Source organism: Paenirhodobacter sp. CAU 1674 (genome assembly GCF_029222945.1).
GTDB lineage: Bacteria > Pseudomonadota > Alphaproteobacteria > Rhodobacterales > Rhodobacteraceae > Rhodobacter.
The window spans coordinates 247,196-271,452 of sequence record NZ_JARHUH010000004.1; the positions used below are offsets into that span (position 1 = coordinate 247,196).

General features: G+C 66.3%; 24 protein-coding genes. 8 read left to right on the forward strand and 16 right to left on the reverse strand.

Annotated features, from left to right (window positions below; genetic code table 11):
- Window positions 1–12: 12 nt before the first annotated feature.
- Genes P2G62_RS07890 through P2G62_RS07905 form a run of 4 tightly spaced genes read right to left on the reverse strand, consistent with a single transcriptional unit; the run spans window position 13 to window position 6,747 of the window.
- Window positions 13–2,112, reverse strand: coding sequence for a hypothetical protein (locus P2G62_RS07890; protein ID WP_275734329.1), 2,100 nt, complete (start codon window positions 2,110–2,112; stop codon window positions 13–15).
- Window positions 2,109–4,838: a DUF4159 domain-containing protein gene (locus P2G62_RS07895; RefSeq protein ID WP_275734330.1), complete on the reverse strand. Its 2,730-nt coding sequence runs from the start codon at window positions 4,836–4,838 to the stop codon at window positions 2,109–2,111. Before P2G62_RS07895 ends, P2G62_RS07890 begins: the two co-directional genes overlap by 4 nt.
- A complete protein-coding gene (locus P2G62_RS07900) occupies window positions 4,835–5,740 on the reverse strand; it encodes a DUF58 domain-containing protein (RefSeq protein WP_275734331.1) in 906 nt (301 codons plus the stop codon). The genes P2G62_RS07895 and P2G62_RS07900 overlap by 4 nt, the downstream gene beginning before the upstream one ends.
- The gene (locus P2G62_RS07905) at window positions 5,737–6,747 is read right to left on the reverse strand and encodes a MoxR family ATPase (protein WP_275734333.1); all 1,011 of its coding nucleotides are present in this window, start codon (window positions 6,745–6,747) and stop codon (window positions 5,737–5,739) included. Before P2G62_RS07905 ends, P2G62_RS07900 begins: the two co-directional genes overlap by 4 nt.
- Before the next feature lie 72 nt (window positions 6,748–6,819).
- On the opposite strand from P2G62_RS07905, the gene P2G62_RS07910 reads away from it, so the two are divergent.
- Together P2G62_RS07910 and P2G62_RS07915 are read left to right on the forward strand one after the other, a co-directional pair.
- Window positions 6,820–7,416 carry a DUF1285 domain-containing protein gene (locus tag P2G62_RS07910; RefSeq protein ID WP_275734334.1) on the forward strand — a complete coding sequence of 199 codons (597 nt, stop codon included), beginning with the start codon at window positions 6,820–6,822 and terminating at the stop codon, window positions 7,414–7,416.
- The gene (locus tag P2G62_RS07915) at window positions 7,417–8,172 is read left to right on the forward strand and encodes a TIM barrel protein (RefSeq protein WP_275734335.1); all 756 of its coding nucleotides are present in this window, start codon (window positions 7,417–7,419) and stop codon (window positions 8,170–8,172) included. It begins immediately after the preceding gene.
- Here P2G62_RS07915 and P2G62_RS07920 read toward each other — a convergent pair.
- The 5 genes from P2G62_RS07920 to P2G62_RS07940 all read right to left on the reverse strand — a co-directional run bounded on the left by P2G62_RS07920 (window position 8,161) and on the right by P2G62_RS07940 (window position 14,459).
- Window positions 8,161–9,099: a cation diffusion facilitator family transporter gene (locus P2G62_RS07920; protein ID WP_275734336.1), complete on the reverse strand. Its 939-nt coding sequence runs from the start codon at window positions 9,097–9,099 to the stop codon at window positions 8,161–8,163. The two genes, P2G62_RS07915 and P2G62_RS07920, sit on opposite strands and share 12 nt — an antisense overlap.
- Before the next feature lie 152 nt (window positions 9,100–9,251).
- The gene (gene polA / locus P2G62_RS07925; protein ID WP_275734337.1) at window positions 9,252–12,080 is read right to left on the reverse strand and encodes a DNA polymerase I; all 2,829 of its coding nucleotides are present in this window, start codon (window positions 12,078–12,080) and stop codon (window positions 9,252–9,254) included.
- A gap of 120 nt (window positions 12,081–12,200) precedes the next feature.
- Entirely contained in the window at window positions 12,201–12,386 is a 186-nt protein-coding gene (locus P2G62_RS07930) for a zinc-finger domain-containing protein (RefSeq protein ID WP_275734338.1), read from the reverse strand.
- 105 nt (window positions 12,387–12,491) lie between these two features.
- The gene (locus P2G62_RS07935; RefSeq protein WP_275734339.1) at window positions 12,492–12,872 is read right to left on the reverse strand and encodes an HIT domain-containing protein; all 381 of its coding nucleotides are present in this window, start codon (window positions 12,870–12,872) and stop codon (window positions 12,492–12,494) included.
- Window positions 12,873–12,884: 12 nt separating this feature from the next.
- Window positions 12,885–14,459: a DUF5928 domain-containing protein gene (locus P2G62_RS07940; RefSeq protein ID WP_275734340.1), complete on the reverse strand. Its 1,575-nt coding sequence runs from the start codon at window positions 14,457–14,459 to the stop codon at window positions 12,885–12,887.
- A gap of 149 nt (window positions 14,460–14,608) precedes the next feature.
- Between P2G62_RS07940 and P2G62_RS07945 the strand changes: the two genes are divergently transcribed.
- Window positions 14,609–15,427, forward strand: coding sequence for a sulfotransferase family protein (locus tag P2G62_RS07945; RefSeq protein WP_275734341.1), 819 nt, complete (start codon window positions 14,609–14,611; stop codon window positions 15,425–15,427).
- 167 nt (window positions 15,428–15,594) lie between these two features.
- Here the strand turns inward: P2G62_RS07945 and P2G62_RS07950 are convergent, their stop codons facing one another.
- The gene (locus P2G62_RS07950) at window positions 15,595–16,584 is read right to left on the reverse strand and encodes an adenosine kinase (RefSeq protein WP_275734342.1); all 990 of its coding nucleotides are present in this window, start codon (window positions 16,582–16,584) and stop codon (window positions 15,595–15,597) included.
- Window positions 16,581–17,225 carry an endonuclease III gene (gene nth / locus P2G62_RS07955; RefSeq protein ID WP_275734343.1) on the reverse strand — a complete coding sequence of 215 codons (645 nt, stop codon included), beginning with the start codon at window positions 17,223–17,225 and terminating at the stop codon, window positions 16,581–16,583. The genes P2G62_RS07950 and nth overlap by 4 nt, the downstream gene beginning before the upstream one ends.
- 171 nt (window positions 17,226–17,396) lie before the next feature.
- Here nth and P2G62_RS07960 point away from each other — a divergent pair, with 171 nt between their 5' ends.
- The 4 genes from P2G62_RS07960 to P2G62_RS07975 all read left to right on the forward strand — a co-directional run bounded on the left by P2G62_RS07960 (window position 17,397) and on the right by P2G62_RS07975 (window position 20,974).
- On the forward strand, window positions 17,397–18,338 hold the full coding sequence (locus P2G62_RS07960) for a Hint domain-containing protein (RefSeq protein WP_275734344.1): 942 nt from the start codon (window positions 17,397–17,399) through the stop codon (window positions 18,336–18,338).
- A gap of 70 nt (window positions 18,339–18,408) precedes the next feature.
- Window positions 18,409–19,287, forward strand: coding sequence for a bifunctional helix-turn-helix domain-containing protein/methylated-DNA--[protein]-cysteine S-methyltransferase (locus P2G62_RS07965; protein WP_275734345.1), 879 nt, complete (start codon window positions 18,409–18,411; stop codon window positions 19,285–19,287).
- 128 nt (window positions 19,288–19,415) lie between these two features.
- Window positions 19,416–20,093 (forward strand): OmpA family protein, encoded by a 678-nt coding sequence (locus P2G62_RS07970; RefSeq protein ID WP_275734346.1) that lies wholly within the window; start codon window positions 19,416–19,418, stop codon window positions 20,091–20,093.
- Window positions 20,094–20,206: 113 nt separating this feature from the next.
- Window positions 20,207–20,974 carry an FCD domain-containing protein gene (locus P2G62_RS07975; RefSeq protein ID WP_275734347.1) on the forward strand — a complete coding sequence of 256 codons (768 nt, stop codon included), beginning with the start codon at window positions 20,207–20,209 and terminating at the stop codon, window positions 20,972–20,974.
- Window positions 20,975–21,030: 56 nt separating this feature from the next.
- Here the strand turns inward: P2G62_RS07975 and P2G62_RS07980 are convergent, their stop codons facing one another.
- The 5 genes from P2G62_RS07980 to P2G62_RS08000 form a co-directional block, all read right to left on the reverse strand.
- A complete protein-coding gene (locus P2G62_RS07980) occupies window positions 21,031–21,585 on the reverse strand; it encodes a F0F1 ATP synthase subunit B (RefSeq protein ID WP_275734348.1) in 555 nt (184 codons plus the stop codon).
- 4 nt (window positions 21,586–21,589) lie between these two features.
- A complete protein-coding gene (locus tag P2G62_RS07985; RefSeq protein ID WP_275734396.1) occupies window positions 21,590–22,135 on the reverse strand; it encodes a F0F1 ATP synthase subunit B' in 546 nt (181 codons plus the stop codon).
- A 115-nt stretch (window positions 22,136–22,250) separates the two neighbouring features.
- Window positions 22,251–22,487: a F0F1 ATP synthase subunit C gene (locus P2G62_RS07990; protein WP_009157477.1), complete on the reverse strand. Its 237-nt coding sequence runs from the start codon at window positions 22,485–22,487 to the stop codon at window positions 22,251–22,253.
- A gap of 60 nt (window positions 22,488–22,547) precedes the next feature.
- Window positions 22,548–23,288 carry a F0F1 ATP synthase subunit A gene (locus tag P2G62_RS07995; RefSeq protein ID WP_275734397.1) on the reverse strand — a complete coding sequence of 247 codons (741 nt, stop codon included), beginning with the start codon at window positions 23,286–23,288 and terminating at the stop codon, window positions 22,548–22,550.
- Window positions 23,289–23,317: 29 nt separating this feature from the next.
- On the reverse strand, window positions 23,318–23,659 hold the full coding sequence (locus tag P2G62_RS08000) for an AtpZ/AtpI family protein (protein ID WP_275734349.1): 342 nt from the start codon (window positions 23,657–23,659) through the stop codon (window positions 23,318–23,320).
- Window positions 23,660–23,884: 225 nt separating this feature from the next.
- Between P2G62_RS08000 and P2G62_RS08005 the strand changes: the two genes are divergently transcribed.
- A complete protein-coding gene (locus P2G62_RS08005) occupies window positions 23,885–24,235 on the forward strand; it encodes a metalloregulator ArsR/SmtB family transcription factor (protein ID WP_275734350.1) in 351 nt (116 codons plus the stop codon).
- Window positions 24,236–24,257: the final 22 nt, after the last annotated feature.

The following is a 24,257-nucleotide window of genomic DNA, read 5'->3' on the forward strand; positions in this document are numbered from 1 at the left end:
TGCCGCAGGCGGTCACGCAGTTTTGCGCCCGCGCCCTTCCACCATCCAGGCCGCAACGCTCAGCAGGGCGGCAATCAAGGCCCAGGCCCAGGCGGGCAGCAGCGGCGTCACGCGCAGATCCACGGTGGCCGTGGCGGCGCGCGGGGTGATGCCGACCCACCCGCGCCCCGCACTGGGGCGACCTGCGCGCACCGGGCGGATCGTGGGGATACCCTCTTCCAGCCGGGTGACGCCGCCGGTCGAGGCGGCAATGGCGGGTGCCAACGGCTCCGCGCTGGCGATGGTCTGTTCGTATTCGCGCGGGCTGGCCGGTCCAAGCGCCACGACCCGCTCCAGATCGCCTTCGGTCAGGCGATAGAGCCCGGACTCCGGGGCGACCCAGCGGGCGGTGAAGCGGCCCGGCGCGGTTTCGGTCAGGGGCAGTTCTGCGGTCGTGCCATCGGGCCGGGTCACGATCGCCGGCGCGGCGGTTTCGGCCATCGTGCGCCGCACCACCGTCAGGGCCAGGCTGCCCGGCTCGAGCTCGGCATAAAGAGCCTCTTCCTCCAGCTCGGGTTCCTTCATCTCCCAATGCGCAATGCGGCGCAGCAGTTCCAGCTGCGGGCCGCCGCCGTCATAGCCGCGATCCCACAGCCAGGCCTGATCCGACGCCAGCAGCGCCACGCGCCCCTTGCCCGCCCGCGACAGCACCAGCAGCGGCGCGCCGCGCGCGCCGTTCATCACCACCTCGCCCGAGGGGCTGGCCAATTCGATCTGCCGCAGCCAGCGGCCCCAGTGTTGCCCCGCCGCGTCGTCCTGCCCTTCGGGCGCGGGCGCGCCGGGCAGGCCCGCCGTTACCGGGTGGCGCAGGCCAAGTTCGGTCGGGCGCGGCACGAAGGGTTCCGACAGCACCCGCCCGGTCGGGCGCGCGGGCAGCACCGGCGCCAGATCGGTCTGCCACAGGCTTTCGACCGTGGCATATTCCGGCCCCGCCGCGACCAGCACCGCGCCGCCGTCTTCGACATAACGGCGGATATTGCTAAAATAGCTGGCGGGCAGGATGCCCCGTTCGCCGTAGCGATCAAAGATGATGAGGTCGAATTCGTCGATCTTGTCGATGAACAGTTCCTGCGTCGGGAAGGCGATTAGCGACAGTTCCGACACCGGCGTTCCGTCTTGCTTTTCGGGCGGCCGCAGGATGGTGAAATGCACCAGATCGACGCCAGCATCCGACTTCAGCAGATTGCGCCAGGTGCGTTCGCCCGCATGCGGCTGCCCCGAGACCAGCAGCACCCGCAGCCGGTCGCGCACGCCATTGATCTGCACCACCGCGTCATTGTTACGTGCGGTCAGCTCGCCCGTCAGGGGCGCGAGGCTGAACTGCACCACATTCTGCCCCCCGTGTTCGAGCGTGAGCGGAAGTTCCAGCTCCTTGCCGACGGTCACCTGATATGTGCGCGGCGCCCCGCCGTCGATCGCGATGCTCAGATCGGCGGTGCGTCCGGCGCTGGACGGGACCGCGCCCATATCCTCGATCCGCAGCCGGATCGCGGTTTCCTCGCCGATAATGCCGAAGGCGGGGGCGGTTTCGATCAGCAGGCGGCGGTCCCAATCGGCGGCGTGCCCGGTCAGCAGCAATTGCAGCGGCGCGGGCAGATCGGGGGTCAGGTCCGCGTCATGCACCTGCCCGTCCGAGACCACCAGCGCCCCCGCAACCCGCGCGCGGGGTTCTGCGGCCAGCGCCTCGGCCAGCGCCGCCCCGATCCGGGTGCCGCCGTTGTCGGCGCCGTCGGGCACGGTGATGCGGCGCAATTCGGTATTGGGCAGCGCGGCGATCTGGCGCCCGAGCGCCGCGATGGCGGCATCGGTCTGCCCGGCGCGATCCGACAGGGTCTGCGAGGCGCTGCGGTCATCGAGCAGCAGCACGATGTCGGACAGCGGCGCGGTCTGTTCGCGCTGCAGCGCGGGGCCCGAAAGGGCGGCCAGCAACACCGCCAGCGCCGCCCCGCGCAGCGCCCAGCCGGGCAGCCCGCGCCACAGCGCCAGCGCCACCAGCACCACGGCCAACGCCCCGCCGGCGACGATCAGCGGCCAACCCAGAAGTGGCGCGAAGGTCAGGCTCACCCCGGTCATTGGCCCAGCCTTTCCAGCAACGCGGGCACATGCACCTGATCGGATTTGTAATTGCCGGTCAGCACATGCATCACCAGATTGACGCCGAAGCGCAGCGCGGTTTCGCGCTGGCGTTCGCCCGCCTGCCCGCGCCCGACCGGGAACATCGCCATGCCATTGCCATCAATCGCCCAGGCCGCGGCCCAGTCGTTGCCGCCGATCACAACCGGCGTCACCCCGTCATTGAGGTTGCGAAACGGCATGCCCTCGGCCTGTTCCGCATCGGGGGGCGCGGCCTCGACCCAGATCGGCGCATCATAGCGGCCGGGAAAATCCTGCAACAGATAGAAGGTGCGGGTCAGGATATGGTCCGGCGGGATCGGTTCGAGCGGCGGAATATCCAGCGGCGCGGCCAGCGCCTGCAGCCGCCGCCCGGCCTCGGTTGCGGTGCCGAAACCCGCCAGATCGGCATCGCGCGTGTCGAACAGGATCATCCCGCCCCCGCGCAGATAGCGGTTGAGTTTGGCATAGGCCTGAGCCGAGGGCGCAGGCTGATTGGCAGTGACGGGCCAGTAGATCAGCGTGAACAGCGCCAGATCGTCGGTTTCCAGATCCAGCGTCATCGGCGCCGAAGGTTCCACCGTGGTGCGCCGCGCCAGCGTATCGGACAGCCCGCGCAGCCCGGCCAGCGCCACACGGTCGACGCCCGCATCGCCGGTGGCGATATGGGCCAGCACCACGTTCGAGGCGGCCTCGATCGCGCGGTCCTGCGCCATCTCGGCCCGGGCCTCTGGCGGGGCCGCCAGGATCAGCACCAGCAGAACCGCCGCCGCGCGCCCCACGCGCGGGCCCGACAGCCGCCCCGATACCGCCAGCGACGCGATCAGATCGGCCAGCAACGCCAGCAGTGCCGCCGCCAGCAGCGCACCTTTCAGCGGCCAGGCGCGCGGCGCGACATCGCCTTCAAGCGTCACGCCCGCGGGCCAGGTGGGCGCCGCCAGAACGCGGTCGGGGGCCAGCGCGTTCAGCGCCACCGCCCGCCCGTCGGCGGCATACAGACCGGGCGGCAGATCGGGGCCGGGCTGCGCGGTGGCCAGCACCTCGCCCGCGACACCGGGCGCCCCCTCGGCCCCGCCCAGCCGCCCGAACCCATCCAGAAGCTTTTGCGGAACCCAGGTCATCCCGGCCAGATCGCCCGCCTCGGGCGCGGCGCGGCGCGCGGAAATCGCCAGCCGTTCCAGCATCTGCGGGAACAGGCCCGACAGCGGCAGGCTGGACCATTCGGCATTGGCGGTAACGTGGAACAGCACGATCTCGCCGGTGCCGAAGCGCGCGCGGGTGACCAGCGGCGTGCCATCGGCCAGCGCGGCAATCGTGCGTTCGGCCAGTTCGGGGCCGGGTTCGGCCATCACCTGCGCGGTGACGGTCACATCCTCGGGCACGGCCAGCCCGGCAAAGGGCGACCCCTCGGGGAAGGGCGCCAGCGCGCGCGGCTCCCCCCAGCTCATCGTGCCGCCGACGGCGCGCCCGCCCGCGCGCAGCCGCACCGGCAGCAGCGGGTCGGTGTCGGTCTGCGCGGCGGCAAGGCGCGGCCCGGCGAAGCGCACCAACAGGCCGCCCTCTTCCAGCCACTCGGCCAGGCGGTCGGGTTCGGCAATATCGGCGACATCGGCCAGAATGATGACGTCGGGTTTCGCGGTCAGCACGTCTTCGAGCGTGCCCTCGATCAGATCGGCACTGGGGGCGAGCGCCTGACGCAGGTAATGTGTGGGGGTCAGCAGCTCCAGCCCCTCGCGCGCGGTGCCGCCCGCGATCAGCGCGACCTTGCGGCGTTTCACGGCGTCGTCGGTCAGGCTGACGGCACCGGCGCTGCGCAGCCCGGCAATCTCGAACCGGCTGACGCGGTTGCGCAGCTCGGGCGGCAGGTCGAAGCGCGCGACGGCCTGCGGGGCCCCCGCGAAATCCACGGTTTCGCGGGCCAGTTCACGTTCGATCCCGGTGGGATCAAGGCCGATGGCGCTCACATCAAGGGGCGCACGCGGCGCGGTGGTGGCCAGCACCGGCAGCGTCACCTGCGCCGCCTCGATCCGGGCCGGACCAAGCGCCAGAACCGGGGTCGCGGGTTGCCAGACGCTCAGCTTGCCACGGGCCTGCAAGGCGGTGGCCAACTGAGCGCGCCCCGGACGCGCCAGACCGTCCGACAGCCACAGCGTTTCGAACCCGCCCTCGGGCAGCGGCGGCAGGGCCGCCCCCGGCTCCCACGGTTTCGGGGTCAGGCCCGGCACAGTAGGCGCAAGATCGGTGGCCGCGCTGAAGCTGGGCGCCACGGGCGGAGGATCGCTCAGCGTAACAATCGCAACCGGCCGTCCGCTGGCCCCGGCCTCGGTCAGCGCGCGGTCGATCCGGGCTTGCCGGGCGGGCCAGTCGCGGGCCGACGCCCAGCTGGCATCCGCCACGATCAGCAATGGCCCCTGCCCCGGCGCAGTGACGACGGGGTTCAGCACCGGCCCGGCAAAGCCCACGATGGCTGCGGCCAGCGCCATCATCCGCAAGACCAAGAGCCACCAGGGTGTGCGCTCGGCCTGCACGGCCTCGTCGGTCAGCCCCAACAGCAGCGCGACACCCGGAAACCGGCGCCGGATCGGTGCGGGCGGCACCGCGCGCAGCAGCAGCCACAGGATCGGCAGGGCCAGAAGCACCAGCAAGACCCAAGGTGCGGTGAAGCCAAGCGGGCCGAGAACGGTCATCGCGCCCCCCGTTCCAGCGCCGCCCAAAGCCACAGCAGCGCGCCTTGCGCGGGCGCCCCGGTGTGATGCGTCGAAAATTGCCAGCCCGCCGCCTGCGCCAGCCCGGCCAGCCGCGCGCGCCGCTCGGCCAGACGGTCGCGATAGCGCGCGCGCAGATCCCCCGCCTTGCGGGTTTCAAAGCTGAGCGTGCCGCCGACCGATTCGAAAATCGTGCGCCCGTCGAAGGGGAAATCCTCTTCCACGGGATCAAGGATCTGCAGCATCACCCCCGAGACCCCGCGCCCGGCCAGCGCGCCAAGCGCAGCCTCCAACGCGCCCAGATCGCCCATAAAATCCGACAAGAACACGGCGCGCGCCTGCGGCCCGATCGCGGTGACATCGGGCGTGCTGTAATCGGCCATGCCCTGCGCCGCAGCCAGTTGCGCGGCCAGAACCATCAGCTGCGCGCGCCCCGGGCGCGGCGGCGCCAGGGGGCCGGTCAGGCCCACCCGCTCGCCCGCGCGGATCATCAGCACCGCCAGCGCCAGCGCCAGCAGCCGCGCGCGTTCGGCTTTCTGCGGGCGGGCAGCGCGGCCCTCGGGGGCACCGGAAAACCGCATCGAGGCCCCGTCATCGACCCAGATATGCGCCGATTGCGCCAGCTGCCATTCGCGATCGCGCACGAATTGCACATCGGACCGGGCCGAGCGGCGCCAGTCGACGAACCGCGCCTCGTCGCCCGAATGCGCCGGGCGGTATTGCCAGAATTCCTCGCCCGGGCCGGCGCGGCGGCGGCCATGGCCGCCCATCTGCACCGTCGCGGCCAGTTGTTCCGCCGCCAACAACAGCGGCGGCAGGGCGCGGGCCGCGGTTTCGGCCTCGCGGCGCAGGGACAGGCCCGCGCTGGGGGCTGGGCTGGTCACTCGGCCGCCTCGGATAGACCGGCAACCTCGGCGCAGACCCGCGCGATGACGGCGGCCAGGGTTTCACCCCGCGCGCGCGCGGCGAAAGACAGGGCCATGCGGTGGCTCAGCACCGGGCGCGCCATTGCCAGCACATCCTCGACCGAGGGCGCCAGACGGCCCTGCAACAGGGCCCGCGCCCGCACCGTCAGCATCAGCGCCTGCGCGGCGCGCGGCCCCGGCCCCCAGGCCAGCGCCTCGCGCACGACGGGCAGCGCCTCGGGTTCGGCCGGGCGGCAGGCGCGCACCAGATCAAGGATCAGATCGACCACGCTTTCGCCCACCGGCATCTGCCGCACCAGCGCCTGCGCGGCGATCAGCTCATCGCCCGAAAACACCTGATGCGCGGTGTCGCTTTCGGCGCCGGTGGTTGCCAGCAGGATGTCACGCTCGGTCGCGCGGTCGGGATAGTCCACGTCGATCTGCACCAGGAACCGATCCAACTGTGCCTCGGGCAGCGGATAGGTGCCCTCCTGCTCGATCGGGTTTTGCGTGGCCAGAACGTGGAACGGCCGCCCCAGCGGACGATGCACGCCCGCCACGGTCACCTCGCGTTCCTGCATCGCCTGCAGCAGCGCCGATTGCGTGCGCGGGCTGGCGCGGTTGATTTCATCGGCCATCAGCAACTGGCAGAACACCGGCCCTTCCAGAAAGCGGAACGCCCGCGTGCCATCGGGCGCGGTTTCCAGCACTTCCGAGCCCAGAATATCGGCAGGCATCAGATCGGGCGTGAACTGTATGCGCGAGGCATCAAGCCCCATCACTGTGGACAGCGTATCGACCAGCATCGTCTTGCCCAGACCCGGCAGGCCGACCAGCAACCCGTGCCCGCCCGACAAGAGCGTGGCCAGAACCAGTTCGACCACATGGTCCTGACCGATGAAGCGGCGGTTGATCGAGGCCCGCGCCTGCGCCAGCTTTTCGCCCAAACGTTCGATTTCAGCGATCAGATCGGCAGGCTCGGTCATGACAAAGGCTCCAACAAGGCTATAGTCTTCAGCAAAGCAGATAACCGCCCCGGACCCAATCGCAAAGCGCAGATGACACAGACACCAAAGCCACAAAATGACGTGAAGCCGCCCAGTGCCGACGGGCTGGCCCAGGCCGCAAGCACCGCCAGCAAGAAGGGCCCGCCGCCCGTGCATCTGTGGAATCCGCCGTTTTGCGGCGACATGGACATGGAAATCCGCCGCGATGGCACCTGGTTCTACCTGGGCACACCGATCGGGCGGCCCGCGCTGGTGAAGCTGTTCGCCTCGATCCTGAAGCTGGAGGACGGCAAATATTTTCTGGTGACCCCGGTCGAAAAGGTGGGCATCCGCGTGGTCGATGCGCCCTTCGTGGCAGTCGATTGCGACATTTCGGGTGAAGGCACGGCGCAAACCCTGCGCTTCACCACCAATGTGGGCGATACCGTCACCGCCGGTCCCGACCACCCGATCCGGGTCACGCGCGATGCAGATGGCGAGCCCAGCCCCTATGTCCATATCCGCCGCGGGCTGGAGGCGCTGATCGACCGCAAGACGTTCTACCGGCTGGTCGACACGGCCGTGCCAGGCCCGCATGAAGGTGGCGACTGGCTGGGCCTGTGGTCGGGGGGCCTGTTCTTCCCGATCATCCCGATGGCGGAGCTGTAAGTGCCGAAATTCGCCGCCAACCTGACGATGCTGTTCACCGAACTGCCCTTCATGGAGCGCTTCGCCGCCGCCAAGGCCGCAGGCTTCGATGCGGTCGAGGTGCTGTTTCCCTACGATTGTTCCGCCACGGACATGCGCTATCAGCTGGTGATGAACGACCTGACGCTGGTACTGATCAACACGCCGCCGCCCAATTTCACCGGCGGGCCGCGCGGCTTTGCCGCCGTGCCAGGGCTGGAGGAACGGTTTCGCCGCGATTTCGAACGCGTGCTGCGCTATGCCGATGTGCTCAAACCGCGCGGGGTGCACATCATGTCGGGCGCCGCCGAAGGGGCCGAGGCCCGCGCGACCTTCATCGAAAACCTGACCTGGGCGGCCGCCCGCGCGCCCAGGCTGACCCTGACGATAGAGCCGATCAACCGGATCGACATGCCGGGCTATTTTCTGGACGACTTCGACCTGGCGGCCGAGGTGCTGGACGCCGTGGCCGCGCCGAACCTGCATCTGCAGATCGACATGTATCACGCCCACCGGATCACCGGCGATGCCCTGGGGGTCTGGGCACGACACGGGCACCGCGCAGCGCATATCCAGATCGGCGGTCTGCCGGACCGGCATGAACCGCTGGCCAGCCCGCATCTGGACTATCCGGCGTTTTTCAAACGGCTGGACGCCGAAGGCTACAGCGGTTTCGTGTCGGGCGAATATACCCCCGCGGGCCGCACCGAGGACGGGCTTGGCTGGTTAAAGGGCTGAACCGCGCGGCCCCTGATCGGCGCATCCCAGCAGGCGGGTCTCTGGCTCCAGCGTGACATGGGTCAGGCCGAAATCGCTGGCCAGCATCGCCTTGGCCCGGGCAATGGTGGCCGCGAAATCGGCGCCCTCGGGCAGCACCAGATGCGCCTCCAGCGAGCTGCGCCGCTCGTCGATCTGCCACAGGTGCAGGTGGTGCACATCCTCGATCCCGCCAAGCGCAGCCAGCGCCTCGCGGATCTGCCCCGCCTTGCCCGGATGCGGCGCGCCCAGCATCAGAATGCGCAGCACGGGCCGGATCTCGCCCGCGACGTGCCACAGGATGAACAGCGAAATCCCGACGGTCAGGATCGGATCGACCAACCGCCAGTCCCACAGCAGGATCACGATGCCGCCGATGATGACCGCGACCGAGGCCCCGGCATCCGCCAGATTGTGCAGGAACGCCGCGCGGATGTTCACGCTGTCGCGGCTGAGCCGCCAGGTCAGCGCGGCGGTGCCCAGATCAATCACCAGCGCCAGAACCGCCAGCCAGACCACGATCCAGCCATCGACGCCGGGCGGGTCGATCATCCGACCGGCGGCCTCGACCATGAGCCACAGCGCCACCAGCACCAGCGCGACATAATTCACCAGCGCCGCCACCACCTCGGCCCGGGCCCAGCCAAAACTCATTGCCGCGCTCGGCCCCCGCCGCGCCAGACGGCGTGCGCCGAAGGCCAGCACCAGCGCCGCCGCATCCGAGAAATTATGCACCCCGTCCGCAATCAGCGCGACCGACCCCGCGACCAGCCCGCCCGCGACCTGCGCCGCGGTCAAGGCCACGTTGATCCCGACAGCCGCCGCGACCTGCCGGTCGCCCGCATCCGCGCTCAGATGATGGTGGTGATGACCGGCGTGGTCCTGTGGGGCGTGGTGGTCGTGGGGCATCCCTTGATCCTTCGTCCGAGGGGGCGCTGCCCCCGCGCGTTCCGCGCCCCCCGGGATATTTGCACCAAGGTGACAGGCAACCCCGCCCCTTCACCTTGGTCCAAATATCCCCGCCGGAGGCACCCGCAGCTTCCGCCCGCGCAGGGGAAAGGTCAATGCGCCTCGGCCCAGCTTGCGCCCTGCCCGGCATCCACCACCAGCGGGACCGAGAGTTTCACGGCCGGCTCGGCGGCGGTTTCCATGACATGGCGCGCGCGGTCGATCAGATCGGGCACGGCCGCCTCTTCGACCTCGAAGATCAGTTCGTCATGCACCTGCAGTAGCATCGTCGCGGGCAAGCCCGCAATCGCGGACGGCATGCGGATCATCGCGCGGCGGATGACATCGGCGGCTGCACCCTGGATCGGCGCGTTGATCGCCGCGCGTTTGGCAAAGCCCGCGCCCGGGCCCTTGGCGTTGATCTCTGGGGTGTGGATCTTGCGGCCGAACAGGGTCTGCACGAAGCCATGTTCCTTGGCGAAGGCCACGGTGTCATCCATGTATTGCCGGATGCCGGGGAAGCGTTCGAAATAGCGGTCGATGAAGCCCTGCGCCTCGGCGCGCGGGATGCGCAGGTTGCGCGCCAGCCCGAAGCCCGAGATGCCGTAGATCACCCCGAAGTTGATCGCCTTGGCCTGACGGCGGATCATCGGGTCCATGCCCTCGACCGGGACGCCGAACATTTCCGACGCGGTCATGGCGTGAATGTCGATCCCGTCCTTGAACGCCTGTTTCATCGCCGGCAGGTCGGCGACATGGGCCAGGATGCGCAGCTCGATCTGGCTGTAGTCGAGCGAGACGATCTTCATGCCGGGGCCCGCCACGAAGGCCTCGCGGATCTTGCGGCCTTCGTCGCTGCGCACGGGGATGTTTTGCAGGTTCGGGTCGGTCGAGGCCAGACGCCCGGTGTTCGCCCCCGCGATCGAATAGCTGGTGTGCACGCGCCCGGTTTCGGGGTTCACATGGGTTTGCAGCGCGTCCGTATAGGTCGATTTCAGTTTCGCGATCTGGCGCCAGTCCAGCACGCGCGCGGCCAGTTGCGCGGCCTGCGGCTGATCCTCCATCGTGGTGATGTCTTCGAGCACATCGGCGCCGGTCGAATAGGCGCCCGCCTTGCCTTTCGATCCGCCCGGCACGCCCATCTGATCGAACAGGATCTCGCCCAGCTGCTTGGGGCTGCCGACGTTGAAGGGTTGGCCGGCAATCTCCTGAATCTCGGCCTCCAGCCCCGCCATGCGTTGCGCAAAGACATTCGACATCCGCGCCAGAACCGCGGCATCGACCCGCACGCCCGCCATTTCCATATCGGCCAGCACCGGCACCAGCGGGCGTTCGAGCGTTTCATAGACGGTCGTCACCCGCGCCTGATGCAGTTGCGGCTTGAACCGCTGCCACAGCCGCAGTGTGATGTCGGCATCCTCGGCCGCATAGGGCACGGCCTTGTCGATGGCGACCTTGTCGAAGGTGATCTGGTTCTTCCCCGTGCCCAGCAGATCCTTGATCGGGATCGGGCGGTGGCCCAGATAATCGGCGCTGAGCGTATCCATGCCGTGCCCGTGCAGCCCCGAGAACATCGCGTAAGACATCAGCATCGTATCGTCGAACGGGGTCACACGAATGCCGTGGCGGGCAAAGATCTTGAAGTCATACTTCATGTTCTGCCCGATCTTCAGGATCGCATCGTCTTCCAGCACGGGCTTGAGCAGCGCCAGCGCCTCGGCCATCGGCATTTGCCCGGGTGCCGCTTCGGTGCCGCCGAACAGATCGTCGCCGCCGGTGGTGTGGCCGAGCGGAATATAGGCGGCCTTGCCCGGCGTGGTGCAGATCGACACGCCGACCAGATCGGCCTTCATTTCGTCCAGGCTGGTGGTTTCGGTATCGACCGCGATCCAGCCCTTGGCACGGGCTTCACCCAGCCATTCGGTCAGGGTCGCCGCGTCGCGGATGCAGGTATAGGCGGTGGTGTCGAACGGCAGCTCGGGCGCGGCTTGCGGGGCGGTGGCGGGTTCGCTGGCAGCAACCGGCGCAGTCACCGGGACCGGAACCGGGACCGCGGCGCCGAATTTCTCGGCCACGCGCTTGGTCAGGGTGCGAAACTCCATCCGGTTGAGAAAATCGATCAGGGTTTCCGTGTCAGGCGTCTTCACTTCCAGACTATCCAGCGTGAAGTCGAGCGGCGTATTTTCGTCCAGCGTCACCAGCCGCTTGGACAGACGGATCTGATCGGCGAAATTCTGCAAGGTCTCGCGTCGTTTGGGCTGCTTGATCTCGGCCGCGCGGTCCAGCAGGGTTTCCAGATCGCCATATTCGTTGATCAGCAGTGCCGCCGTCTTGATGCCGATGCCCGGTGCGCCCGGCACGTTATCGACAGAATCGCCTGCCAGCGCCTGCACATCCACCACCCGATCCGGCTGCACGCCGAATTTCGCCTCGACCTCTTCGGGGCCGATGCGCAGGTTCTTCATCGCGTCGAGCATCTCGACACCGCCGCCCACCAGCTGCATCAGATCCTTGTCCGAGGAAATGATGGTGCAGCGCCCGCCCGCCTCGCGCGCCTGACGCGCCAGGGTGGCGATGATGTCGTCGGCTTCGTAGCCCTCGGTCTCGATGCAGGCGATGTTGAAAGCGCGCGTGGCTTCGCGGGTCAGCGGAAATTGCGGCCGCAGGTCTTCGGGCAGTTCGGGGCGGTTGGCCTTGTATTCGGGATAGATGTCATTGCGGAAGGTCTTGGCGCTGTGATCGAAGATCACGGCCGCATGGGTGGGCGTATCGGCGCCGTTGCCATCCTCGATATAGCGGAAGATCATGTTGGCGAACCCCGCCACCGCGCCGATCGGCAGCCCGTCGGATTTGCGCGTCAGGGGCGGCAGCGCGTGATAGGCGCGGAAGATGAAGGCCGATCCGTCGATCAGATGCAGATGGCAGCCTTTTCCGAAGCTCATGCGTATTCTCCCGTTGCGCGTCCGCCCCGTTTTGCCACAGCCGGGCGCGGCCCGAAACCCGAAACGAAAAAGGCGGCCCGAAGGCCGCCCCGCGTGACGCCTGCGCGTCAGACCGTCGGATCAGTGGTCGTCATGCGCGTGGGCGCGGTCGATCACGAATTTCTTGTCGCAATAGGGGCACTCGACCTCGCCGGTGTCTTTCGGGATGGTCAGCCAGACGCGCGGATGCCCCAAGGCGCCTTCGCCGCCGTCACAGGCGATCTTCCACGAGGTCACGACTTGGGTTTCGGGGGCGGTGATGCTCATCGGTGGCTCCATTGCACAGGGCGCGCGGCTGCGCCTTTTGGTCGCGCATTCTAGCGATTGCACCGGGCGGGGCAAGGTGCATCGCGCCCCCGCCCCTGCGCCGGGTCAGGCGCGGTTCAGCATGCGGCCAAGGTTGCGCCCGGCCAGAATATGCAGGTGGTAATGCGGGACTTCCTGCACGCCGTTCTCGCCGGCATTTGTGATCGCGCGATAGCCCGCGCCACCCATGCCCGGCTCGATCCCCAGCATCGCACAGACCTTGCCGGCGGTGCGGTAGAAATCGACGATCTCGGCCTCGCTGGCCGCGTTCGAGAAATGGTCGAAATTCACATAAGCGCCTTTCGGGATCACCAGCACATGATCGGGCGCCTGCGGGGCAATATCGCGGAAGGCCAGCGTGTGCCCGGTTTCCAGAACCGTGTTGTTGGGGATTTCGCCACGCAGGATGCGTGCGAAAATATTCGTATCGTCATAGGCATAGGCCACGGGGGATTCTCCTCAATCGACGAACAGATAATCGGTCGCGGCGATGCGATGTGCAAGCTCCGGGTCGCAGCCCAGAAACCGCGCCAGCGGTGGCGCGTTTTCCTCGGGGCTGGCAGACTGGCGTATCCGCATGAAGGCCGGGAACTGTGCGTCCCGCATCCGGTCGCTTTCGAATTTCAGATCGAAGCGGATCGTCGGCAGCAGCCGGTCGATCACCTCTTGCGGGGTGCGTTCACCCGCCAGACCGACACGGCGCGCATGGCCCAGCAGATAGTCATCGGTGAAATCGCATTCGATTTCCAGCACCCGCGTCACCGCCTTGTCCGAGGTGAAATCCCGCATCAGGTCATAGGCGGCCGGGTCCAGACAGATCACCAGCCTGTCCGACTTGTGATAGTCGAACAGCATCCGCACCAGCGCCCGGCGGTGGCGGTTGCGCTTGTCCAGCGTGCGTTCGATGCCGCCCAGATCGGGCAGGCCGCCTTCCTCGTTGAACAGATATTCCACCGCGGGAATATCGGTCTGCGCGCGCACCTGATCGACCAGCCGCTTGGCGACATGCCATTTCTTGCACACCACCATCATCAGCGTCCGCTCGCGCCCGAGGCTCGATTCCGTTTCCCAGAACCGCGGCGCGAAGCGGCGCCCGATCCGGCCGCGGCCGCTCAGAAACTTGAACAGCGAGCGTCCCTCGTTCGAGATCGGAAACTGCACGCCGCGCTCGCCCCACAATTCGCCCAGCCGCGCCTTCAGCTCGGTCGCTTCGGGGCTGATCTTGCGCGCAAACAGGAAATCCTGGCTCAGCAGCAGGTCGTAATGGTCGTTATAGAAGGTCACCGGCATGCCGTAATCGGTGAACATCAGGAAGGTCAGCGTGCGCGTGCGGATTTCCAGATCCGGCACGACATGGCGCACGATGGTCTGGAAAAACGTCTCGTCGGGAATCCAGGTGGTCTTGAAGAACCGCATCACGTCGGGGCGGACGGCACAGAAATCCAGCACCGCCTCGATCGTCGTGCGACGCAGGCACCACCACTGGCTGCCGATCATCATCTGCAGGTCATCGGGCACCTGACGGGTCAGCCCCAGCGCCCGCTGCACCTCCATGCTCTTGTAGAACAGCCATTTCTGACTGCGCTCATTGAACCAGTGCCGATAGATCAGCCGTTCCTGCTTGATCCCGGTCTTGATCCAGTCCGAGGTGAAGTAATCGAAGCTTTCGATGTAATCGACATCGTCGCGATCCAGCAGCGCGTGCGCATATTCCGCCGTCTTGATCTGCATGCAATCGCCCGACAGCATGTAGAAATGCGTCGCATCCGGGAAGGCCGCGATCGCCGCCTTCACCGCCTCGAGCGAGGCGCCCACCAGGCTCCACTCACCCCAGCCGCATTTCAGCCGCCGGCGCGCAAAGGTGACCCGCGGATTGTCGTCCAGACGGTTGCGGATGCGGTTATAGTCGGCGGGCTTTGCGCGCGCATCGAAATGGATCGACACATAATCCCCGGTCGCCGTCAGCCGCTCGGCCTGCCGGATAATTCCATCCGGGTCCTTATGCGTCAGAAGGATAAAGGCGATTTTTGCCATATTCGAAACAAGCCAGGGGTCAGATGCGCGATTATCTGCGTTGATACCTTCAATGGACGTTGAAATAACAGAGGTTCTTTGATTTTTAAGGATGAATTATTAGGCTCTGCCATCCCCCGGGGATGCGGGGCACACAAGGAGGCTGATTCATGGGTTTTCCCGGCACCTGGATGACCGAAAGCGAAAGCGTCGTTTATCGGGTCGTTCCGAAATGTGCCTGTTCCTCGATCGGGCAGATCATGTTCTATTCCGATCACGGCCGCTTCTTCGACGGGGACATCCACGATTCCACCTCGGGCCTGCACAAGTGGTCGCAGGACTACAGCCAGAAACTGATCGAAGCGAATGTGAAGGCCCATAAATCCTATGCCTTCACCTGCGTGCGCAACCCCTATGCCCGCATCCTCAGCTCGTTCTTCGACAAGATCTGCGGCATCCAGCGCAACGGGAAACGCTATCGTGGCAGCCTGGTGCCGCAGCTGATCCAGAAATACGGTATCGAGGTGGGCAGCCCCGAGGACGGGTTCGAATTCGATCAGATCAAATCCTTCCGCCGCTTCCTGCTGTTCGCGCGCGACACCATCCGCTGGCGCCGCCCGATGGAGCCCGACATCCACTGGTCGGCGATGTCCGGCCATATCTCGACCTTCATCGTCAACGGCGGCACCTACGACAACATCTTCTTCACCGAGAAGTTCAACGAAGGCATGCAATCGGTTCTGGATGCGATAGAGACGCCGGTGCAGGTGGATCTGGCCCAGATCCCGAAATTCAACGAATCCGAAGGCCACGGCCCGAAACGCGCGCACAAGGTCAGCGACTATTTCGACGACCTGTCGCGCCACCTGATCTGGGAAATCTACAAGAAGGATTTCCAGCTGTTCAAATACGACTTCGACGACCCGGACAACAAGATGCCCACGGGCGAGGTCGATCTGGCCGAGGTTCACGCCAAGCTCGGGAATTGAGGCCCGGGCCCTGAAACGACACAGGGGGGCGCTGCCCCCCTCTTTGCCTTCGGCAAATTCACCTCCCGGGATATTTCAGCCAGAAAGAAAGCGCTTCATGTCCTTCTTTCTGGTGCAAATATCCCGGGGGAGCCCGGCACGGGCGGGGGCAGCGCCCCCTTGCCCGTTCAGATCAGGCCGTGGTTGCGGAACAGTGCCTTGACGTCGGTTTCCGGGCGGGCGCCGAAATGGCTGATGACTTCGGCGGCCGCGACGCAGCCCATCTCCCCCGCAACCTTCAGGCTTTGCCCGGTCGCATAGCCGTACAGGAAGCCCGCCGCGAACTGATCGCCTGCGCCGGTCGCATCGACCGGCACGACGCGATGCACCGGCACCTCGACCCGTTCATCACCCCGGATCAGCACCACATCGTCGCCCGAACGGGTGCAGACCACCATCGGGCATTCGCCAGCGGCCTGTTTCAACGCGTTGTCCAGACCGGTCTGATAGAGCGATTCCCACTCGTGCTGGTTGCCGATCACATAATCCATCTCGTCGCGCACCAGCCGGCGGAAGCTATCGCGGTGACGGTCCACGCAGAACGGATCGCTCAAAGCGATCCCCGCCTTACCGCCGCCGCGCCGCGTCGCCTGTGCCGATTTGAGGAAGGCCGCCTTGCCGTGATCCTTGTCGAAGAGATAGCCTTCAAGGAACAGGATCTGCGCAGTCTCGGCCACCTCCAGCGGCACATCCATCGTGCCCAGATCGGCGCCGATCCCCAGATAGGTGTTCATCGACCGCTCGCCATCGGGGGTGACGAAGATCATCGAGCGCGAGGTCGGCAGCTCGGCGCGCGCCTCGACCGGCGGATTGACGAAATCCGTGCCCTCGGCCTGCATCGCGGCGATGTAGAACCGCCCCAGCGCATCGTCGCGCACCCGCCCGATGAAGGCGGTGGACAGCCCCATGTTGCCCAGCCCCGCCAGCGTGTTGGCCACCGACCCGCCCGGCGCCTGCGTGCGCTCCTTCATCGCGGCATAGAGCGTCTCGGCGCGGTCACGCTCGATCAGCTGCATGATGCCCTTCTCGATGCCCATATGGTCGAGGAAGCTGTCGTCGGTCTGGCTCAGCACGTCGACGATGGCGTTGCCGATCCCGACAACCTGATACTGTTTCACGGGGTTTTCTCCTCGAAGGGGCAAAGGTCGCGGATCACGCAGACCCCACATTTCGGTTTGCGCGCGGTGCAGATGTAGCGGCCATGCAGGATCAGCCAGTGATGCGCGTGGCGCTGGAATTCGACGGGCACATTGTCTTCGATGGCGCGCTCGACCGCCTCGACATCGCGCCCCGGGCAGATGCCGGTGCGGTTGCCGATGCGGAAGATATGGGTGTCAACCGCCTGTGCGGGAAAGCCGAACCACATGTTCAGCACCACATTGGCGGTCTTGCGCCCGACGCCGGGCAGCGAGGTCAGCGCCGCGCGCGAACTGGGCACCTCGCCGTCGAACCGCTCGACCAGGATTTCGGACAGGCGGATCACGTTCTTCGCCTTCTGCCGGAACAGGCCGATCGTCTTGATCTGTTCGGTCAGCCCCTCGATCCCGAGCGCCAGCATCTTTTGCGGCGTGTCTGCAATGGCGAAAAGCCCGCGTGTGGCCTTGTTCACCCCCGCGTCGGTGGCCTGCGCCGACAGCGCCACCGCCACCAGCAGGGTGAAGGCGTTGGTATGTTCCAACTCCCCCCGGGGTTCGGGCTCCACCGTCTGGAAACGGTGGAAAATCTCTTTCATCGTGCGGTAGTCGAGCTGTCTGGCCATCCGCCATCCTATGCCCGCACAGGCGCTGGCGGGCAAGGCCCAGCCCCTGCCAGGCCCGGGAATTCGGCAGGATTTTTCAGAAAATTGGCCGCAACTCTCTGGCGACGTTAACCTGCCATTTGCCGCAGTGCGCAACACTGCCGGAACCGGATACGGCAGGAGGGAATCGCGTTGGATTGGCAAGCGGGCTATCCCATCACCGCGCTCGAAAAGGCCACGGAGGTGGGCACATGGGTGCTCGACCCCGGGTTTGACGCCGCGCGTATGCTCTGGCGGATCCGCGACGCCCCGCAGGGCTGTGTGGTGCAGGATGCCGCGGGCGAGCCGGTGGTCACAGGAACGATGACCGCCGATCTGCCGCTGTTGCTCGAAAAACCGGGGGGCGGCACGATCCGTCTTGACCGGATCGAAATAGACGGGGTGCTGCGCCTTTATCTGCCGTCCGAATTTCTGATCCCGGGCCTGCGCTATCCCGAAAGCGCGCCAGACTGGTGCGGTGCACGCCCCGCCTCGCCCGAGGAGGTGGCGGCCCTGCCCGGCCTTGGCACCGGCACGATGATCGCCACCGACGACGGCCCGCAGCCGATCGACTGGCTGCGGCCGGGCGACCGGATCCTGACACGCGACAATGGCTATCAGCCGCTGCTGTGGCTCGACCGGCAGGTTATTCCGCGTCGCGCCCCGCCCGACAGTCGCCCGATCCTTCTGGCCGCTGACAGCTTCGGCGCGGCATTGCCCGAACGTCCGGTTCTGGCCTCTCCGGGTCTGGGCGTTCTATTGGCAGGTCACGAGCTGGAGTTGTGGTTCGGCGAGCATGAAATGTTCGCACTGGCGCAGCATCTGGCGCCGGAGGCCGCGGTGGCAGAGGGGCGCCAGAACCTCTACAGCCTGCTGTTGCCCGCCCCCGAGGTCATTCTGGCCGACGGGCTGTGGGTCGGCTCGGTCCAGGCCGACCCCGCATTCCTGGCCCATCTGCCCGACCGGGTGCGCGCGGTGCTCGCCTCGCGACTGGGCTCGCCGCATGCACGCGGCGCCCGCGGATGGCTGGAGCACTGGGAGGTGGCGATGTTTCGTCGCGCCCGGACCGCGCGCCAGCGCAGGATTGCCGCCTGAGCGCAAAACCCGCAGCTTTCGGGTCGCGCGGGGCCGAAGTCGGCCCTAGAGTGACGCTGAAGGAGGCGCCATGAGCCAGATCCAACCCCCGCCGGGAGAGCCGGAAACCGCCCTGGAGGCGCAGTATCATTACCGCGTCATTGCCCGTGCCTTGCGCGTGATTGATGCCGCACAAGACGCAGGGCAGAGCCTGTCCCTGCCCGATCTGGCCACTCAGCTGGGCATGAGCACAGCCCATTTCCAGCGGGTATTCTCGGCATGGGTGGGGGTTTCCCCCAAGCGGTATCAGCAATATCTGAGCCTGTCGCTGGCGCGCGAATTGCTGGCCCGGCGGATGCCGCTTGACGCGGTGGCCGATGCTGCGGGCCTATCGGGCAGCGGGCGGCTGCACGATCTGATCCTGCGCTGGGAAGCGATGACACCGGGGGAATTCGCGCAAGGGGCCGCGGGAATGGTGCTGAGCTGGGGGCGGTTCGAGTCGCCCTTCGGGCCCGTGCTGGCGGTGGCCACCCCGCGCGGGCTGTGCGGTCTGGCCTTCACTGCGGAAACCGGATTTGACGCGGCCTTTGCCGATCTGGCCGCACGCTGGCCCGGCGCGCGCATGATCGAGGATGCCGAAGCGATTCGTCCCTGGGTCATGGCCGCGCTGAGCGGTCATGGCGAAGCGGCACTGACGCTGATCGGCGCGCCGTTCCAGATCAAGGTGTGGGAGGCCCTGCTGGCGATCCCCTCGGGTCAGGTGACAACCTACTCCGAAATTGCCGCCGCCATCGGCCACCCGACCGCCGTCCGCGCAGTGGGCACCGCGGTCGGGCGCAACCCGATTTCCCTGCTGATCCCCTGCCATCGCGCCCTGCGCAAGTCGGGGGGGCTGGGCGGATACCACTGGGGATTGCCGGTCAAACGCGCCATTCTGGCGCACGAGGCCGCCCGGGCCGAGGCCGGGTAACGCCGCCCTCCCCCGAAAGTGATGCGCGAAATCCCGCCGCCACTGCAGATCGCATGGAACAATTCCCGCAAAACTGTCTTAATAAGACGGAACGCTCCGCATGGGGCAGTAAGTCAAGGGCAGAACACATGAAACGGATCCCTCTTCTTTCGCTGGGTATGGCCGGGCTGATCGGCCTGGGCGCCTGCACCACCGACACCTACAACGGCAGCTATTACGACGACGGCACCGCACCGACGCAAAGCCGCGCCACCACGGGCGCAGTGACGGGGGCGATGCTGGGCGGTATTCTGGGGGCCTCGTCCGGCGGCGATGAGCGGTTGACCAAGACGCTTGCGGGCGCGGCGGTCGGCGGCCTGATCGGCGGCGCCATCGGCAGCCAGCTGGACAAGCAGGCGCAGGAACTGCGTCGCGATCTGGACACGAACGGCGTGTCGGTCGTCAACACCGGCTCGCAGCTGGTCGTGACCATGCCGCAGGATGTGCTGTTCGCCACCGACAGCGCCGCGGTCCGTCCCGACCTGCAGCGTGACCTTTACACTCTGGCGGGCAGCCTGAACCGCTATCCCAACACCACGATCGAAGTGATCGGCCACACCGACAACCGGGGCGATGCGGCGTATAACCAACGCCTGTCGCAAAACCGCGCCAATGCGGTGGCCAATGTGCTGATCGGTGCGGGCGTGCCGCGGTCGCGTCTGGTGGCCTATGGCCGTGGCGAGGATCAGCCGATCGCCTCGAACCTGACCGCCGAAGGCATGGCACAGAACCGCCGCGTCGAATTCATCATTCGCCCGAACCAGTAAGACGGCGCGTGACGTAACAGCAGGCCGGGCCTTTTGGCCCGGCTTTTTCATGGCCGATTTTCATTGCCCCCCCCCGGAAGGTGGTCATACATCTTGACCAAAGGGGAGACAGAATGCCGTTTCAGAAGATCGAATCCGAGAAACTCGCCTCGGCCGTGGTGCGTCAGATCGAAGGGCTGATCCTGCAGGGCATCCTGCGCCCCGGCGAGCGTCTGCCATCGGAGCGAGAGCTCTCCGAACGACTGGCGGTATCGCGCCCCAGCCTGCGCGAGGCCGTGGCCGAGTTGCAGGAGGCGGGGCTGCTGACCACACGCGCGGGCGCCGGGATCTATGTGGCCGATGTGCTCGGCTCTGCGTTTTCGCCGGCCCTGATCAAGCTTTTCGCCCAAAACGAGCAGGCGGTTTTCGATTACCTGTCCTTCCGGCGCGATCTGGAAGGGCTGGCCGCCGAACGGGCCGCGCGGTTGGGATCGGACACCGATCTGGCGCTGGTCGATACGCTGTTCAAGCGCATGGAAGCCGCGCACAGCAAACGCAACCCCACCGACGAGGCCGAACTGGACGCGCAGTTTCACATGGCCATCATCGAGGCCAGCCACAACATCATCATGCTGCACATGATGCGGGCGATGTTCGACCTGCTGGCCGAGGGCGTGTTCTATAACCGCTCGGTCATGTTCCGAAATCGCCCGACACGCGACGCGCTGCTGGAACAGCACCGCGCGATCAACAGCGCGATTCAGGCGCGCGACGGGGCCGCAGCCCGGGCCGCCGTGGCCGCGCATATGGATTATGTTGACCTGGTGCTGAGCGAACAGCGCAAGGCCGAGCGGCACGAAGCACTGGCCCGGCTGCGGCTGCGCCACGAAGCCGAAAAATAAGCCCTGAAATGCAAAAAACCCGGCGCGAGGCCGGGTTTTTCAGATCTGTCAACCGATCAGTGCAGGCGGGTTTCGACTTCGGCAATTGCCGCGTCGATCATGCCGGCCTTTTCCTGCGCCGTCATCTGCTTGGCCAGCACCTCGCCGGCCGCAGCGATCGCCACAGTCACGGCACGGTCCTTGACCTCTTTCAGCGCCGAAGCTTCCGCCGAAGCGATCTTGTCTTCGGCCGCCTTCAGACGACGCGCAATCGAGTCGCGCAGCTCTGCCTTGGCCTGTTCGGCCGCCGCCTGAGCGTCACGTTTCGCCGCAACGACGATGTCGTCGGCCTGGGCCTGAACTTCGCGCGCCTTGCGCTCGTAGCTGGCCAGGATCGACTGCGCTTCTTCACGCAGTTCGCGCGCTTCTTCCAAGTCCGACCGGATACCCGCGGCGCGCTTGTCCAGCAGACCGCCCAGCATCCCGGGAACCTTGAATTTCAGCAGCACGGCCACGAACAGCAGGAACGCGATCGTCACCACGAAATCGGTGTTGCGCAGCGAGAAGAACGGACCCGATGCTGCCAGCGCGGGGTGAGCGGCGAGAATGAGGAGGAACGAAAGCTTCTTCATCATCTTACCCTTTCAGCCGTGCGCCAACCGCCGAGGCCAGAGCCCCCGCATCGGCCTTGCCACCCAGAGCGGCCACGATTTCGGCAGCGGCGTCCTTGGCGACGGTTTCCACCGCCTCCAGCGCACCGGCGCGGATTTCGCTGATCCGGGCTTCGGATTCGCTTGCACGGGCACCGATTTCGGCATCCGCACGGGCCGTCGCCGCGTCGAGATCTTTCTGGATCTCGGCCCGGGCCTCGGCCACGATTTTCTGCGCCTGGGCACGGGCATCCGCGAGCGCCTTTTCATAGGCGGCCTCGGCGTCCTTGGCCTTCAGCTTGTAGTCTTCGGCGGCGGCAATGTCACCGGCGATGGTCCCCTGACGATCGGCCAGAACCGCGGCGATGCGCGGCAGGGCGATGCGCGAGAGCACCCAATAGATGATCACCAGCGTCACCAGAAGCCAGAAGATCTGGTTTCCGAACGTGGTGAAATCGAGCTGCGGCATACCGGCGGATTCGGCGGCGTGGCCTGCGGCTTCCACCGCGCCATGCGCTGCGTCATTCGCCATTTCGACCGCTTCGTGTTCAGTTGCCATGTCGTCCCCCTGGACCCTAAGTCACGGACCCTTCAGATAACCGGATGGGCCCCGAGGGCCCACCCGACCGCAAGGATGCGAAAAGGGATCAGACGGCGAACATGAGCAGAAGCGCGACGAGGAACGAGAAGATCCCCAGAGCTTCGGCGAACGCGATGCCGATGAACAGCGTAGCGGTTTGGCCAGCAGCGGCCGAGGGGTTGCGCAGCGCGCCCGACAGGAAGTTGCCGGCAACGTTGCCCACACCGACAGCAGCCCCACCCATGCCCATGCAGGCCAGGCCAGCGCCGATGTAAGCACCCATTTGAACGATATCGCCTTCCATGTTCGTCACTCCTTGAGGTTGGAATTGGCTAAATTGGTTATTTCACAGGTCCTGAACCGCTTAGTGGTGCGGATGCAGCGCGTCTTTCAGATAGACGCAGGTCAGGATCGTAAAGACGTAGGCCTGGATGAAAGCCACCAGGATTTCGAGCCCGTACATCGCAGTGATTGCGACGATCGACAACGGCGTCACCGCGATGCCGATGCCCGACATCAGGATCAGCGGCGCGAAGGCGGCGAACACTTTGATAACGGCGTGGCCGGCCATCATGTTGCCCGCAAGACGAATGGAGTGGCTGACCGGACGCACGAAGTACGAGATGACCTCGATCAGCGCCAGCACCGGGCGCAGCGCCAGCGGCGCCGACGACACCCAGAACAGCCCCAGGAAGCCCGCGCCGTTCTTGACGAAACCGACGATGGTCACGGTCAGGAACACCAGCATCGCCAGAACCGCGGTCACCGCGATATGCGCCGTGGGCGTGAACGCCTTCGGCAGCAGGCCGAGGAAGTTCGAGAACACGATGAACAGGAACAGCGTGAAGATATAGGGGAAGAACTTCAGCCCATCCTTGCCCGCCACGTCTTCAACCATCTTGTGGATGAAGCCATAGGCCAGCTCGGCGACCGACTGGATGCGCGAGGGCACCACGGCCCGGCCGCGCGTGCCGATCACCAGAAGCAGGATGATCGCCAGAACCGACACCATCATCCACATCATCGCATTGGTGGGGGTGTACCAATGCACCGGACCCGCCCCGAACAGCGGTTTCACGATGAACTGGTCCATCGGGTGGAACATGAGACCTTCGCCAGACGCTTCCGACACGTTTATCTTCCCTCTTCTTCGACCGCTGCAGCAGTCGCCCGTTCCTTGTTCATCTCGGCCGCAGTGCGCATCATAACCCGCACCCCTGCCGCCAGCCCGAGAAGCGTGAACAGCACCATCAACAGCGGCATCGTGCCCAAAAGCGCATCCAGCCCGTATCCGATGCCGAAGCCGATCCCCAGCCCCGAAACCATTTCGATGACCATGCGCCACGCCATTCCGGCCTGATCCACCTGGGCATCGACGCGGGGCTTGGGCTCATGGACCTTCTTCACCTGTGCGAGCTTCTGCTCCAGCGCCGCAAGGCGTTCGGGATCAGGCTCGTCAGAGGGGCGATCGGTCATGGGCGGTCCCCGCGATAACTCTTGGGCTTGATAGACGTCACGGGCATGTGAGTCAACGCCGTTAGCGCCAGCTTAAGCGCCGCGTAACACATTGAATAATATGCATTTCCAAAATGAGCGCCCGAGATTTTGCGCCGCGCCGCGCGCCATGCGCGCGGTTTGCGGCGAAAAGCCATATTCAACCGATCGGTTGACGTTTTCCCGCCCCTGCCGCATCAAAGACGCATGAGCCACGCCCCCACCGCCCCGCTGGATGCCATTTTCGCCGCGCTGGCCGATCCCACGCGGCGGGCGATCCTGACGATGCTGCTGGAGGATGACATGGCCGTCACCGATGTGGCCGAGCCCTTCGCGATGTCGCTGGCCGCGATTTCCAAGCATCTGAGCATCCTGGCCGACGCGCAGCTGATTACCCAGGAAAAGCGCGGCCGGGTGAAATGGTGCAAGCTCGAACCGCAGGCGCTGCGCGCGGCGACGGTCTGGATTCAGGGCTTCGGGCAGTTCGAACCCGTCGATCTGGACGCGTTCGAACGGTTTCTGGAAACCGAGCTGGAGCAGCCGCCGCTTGCGGAGTGATCCGGCGCGCGAGCCCTGCCCC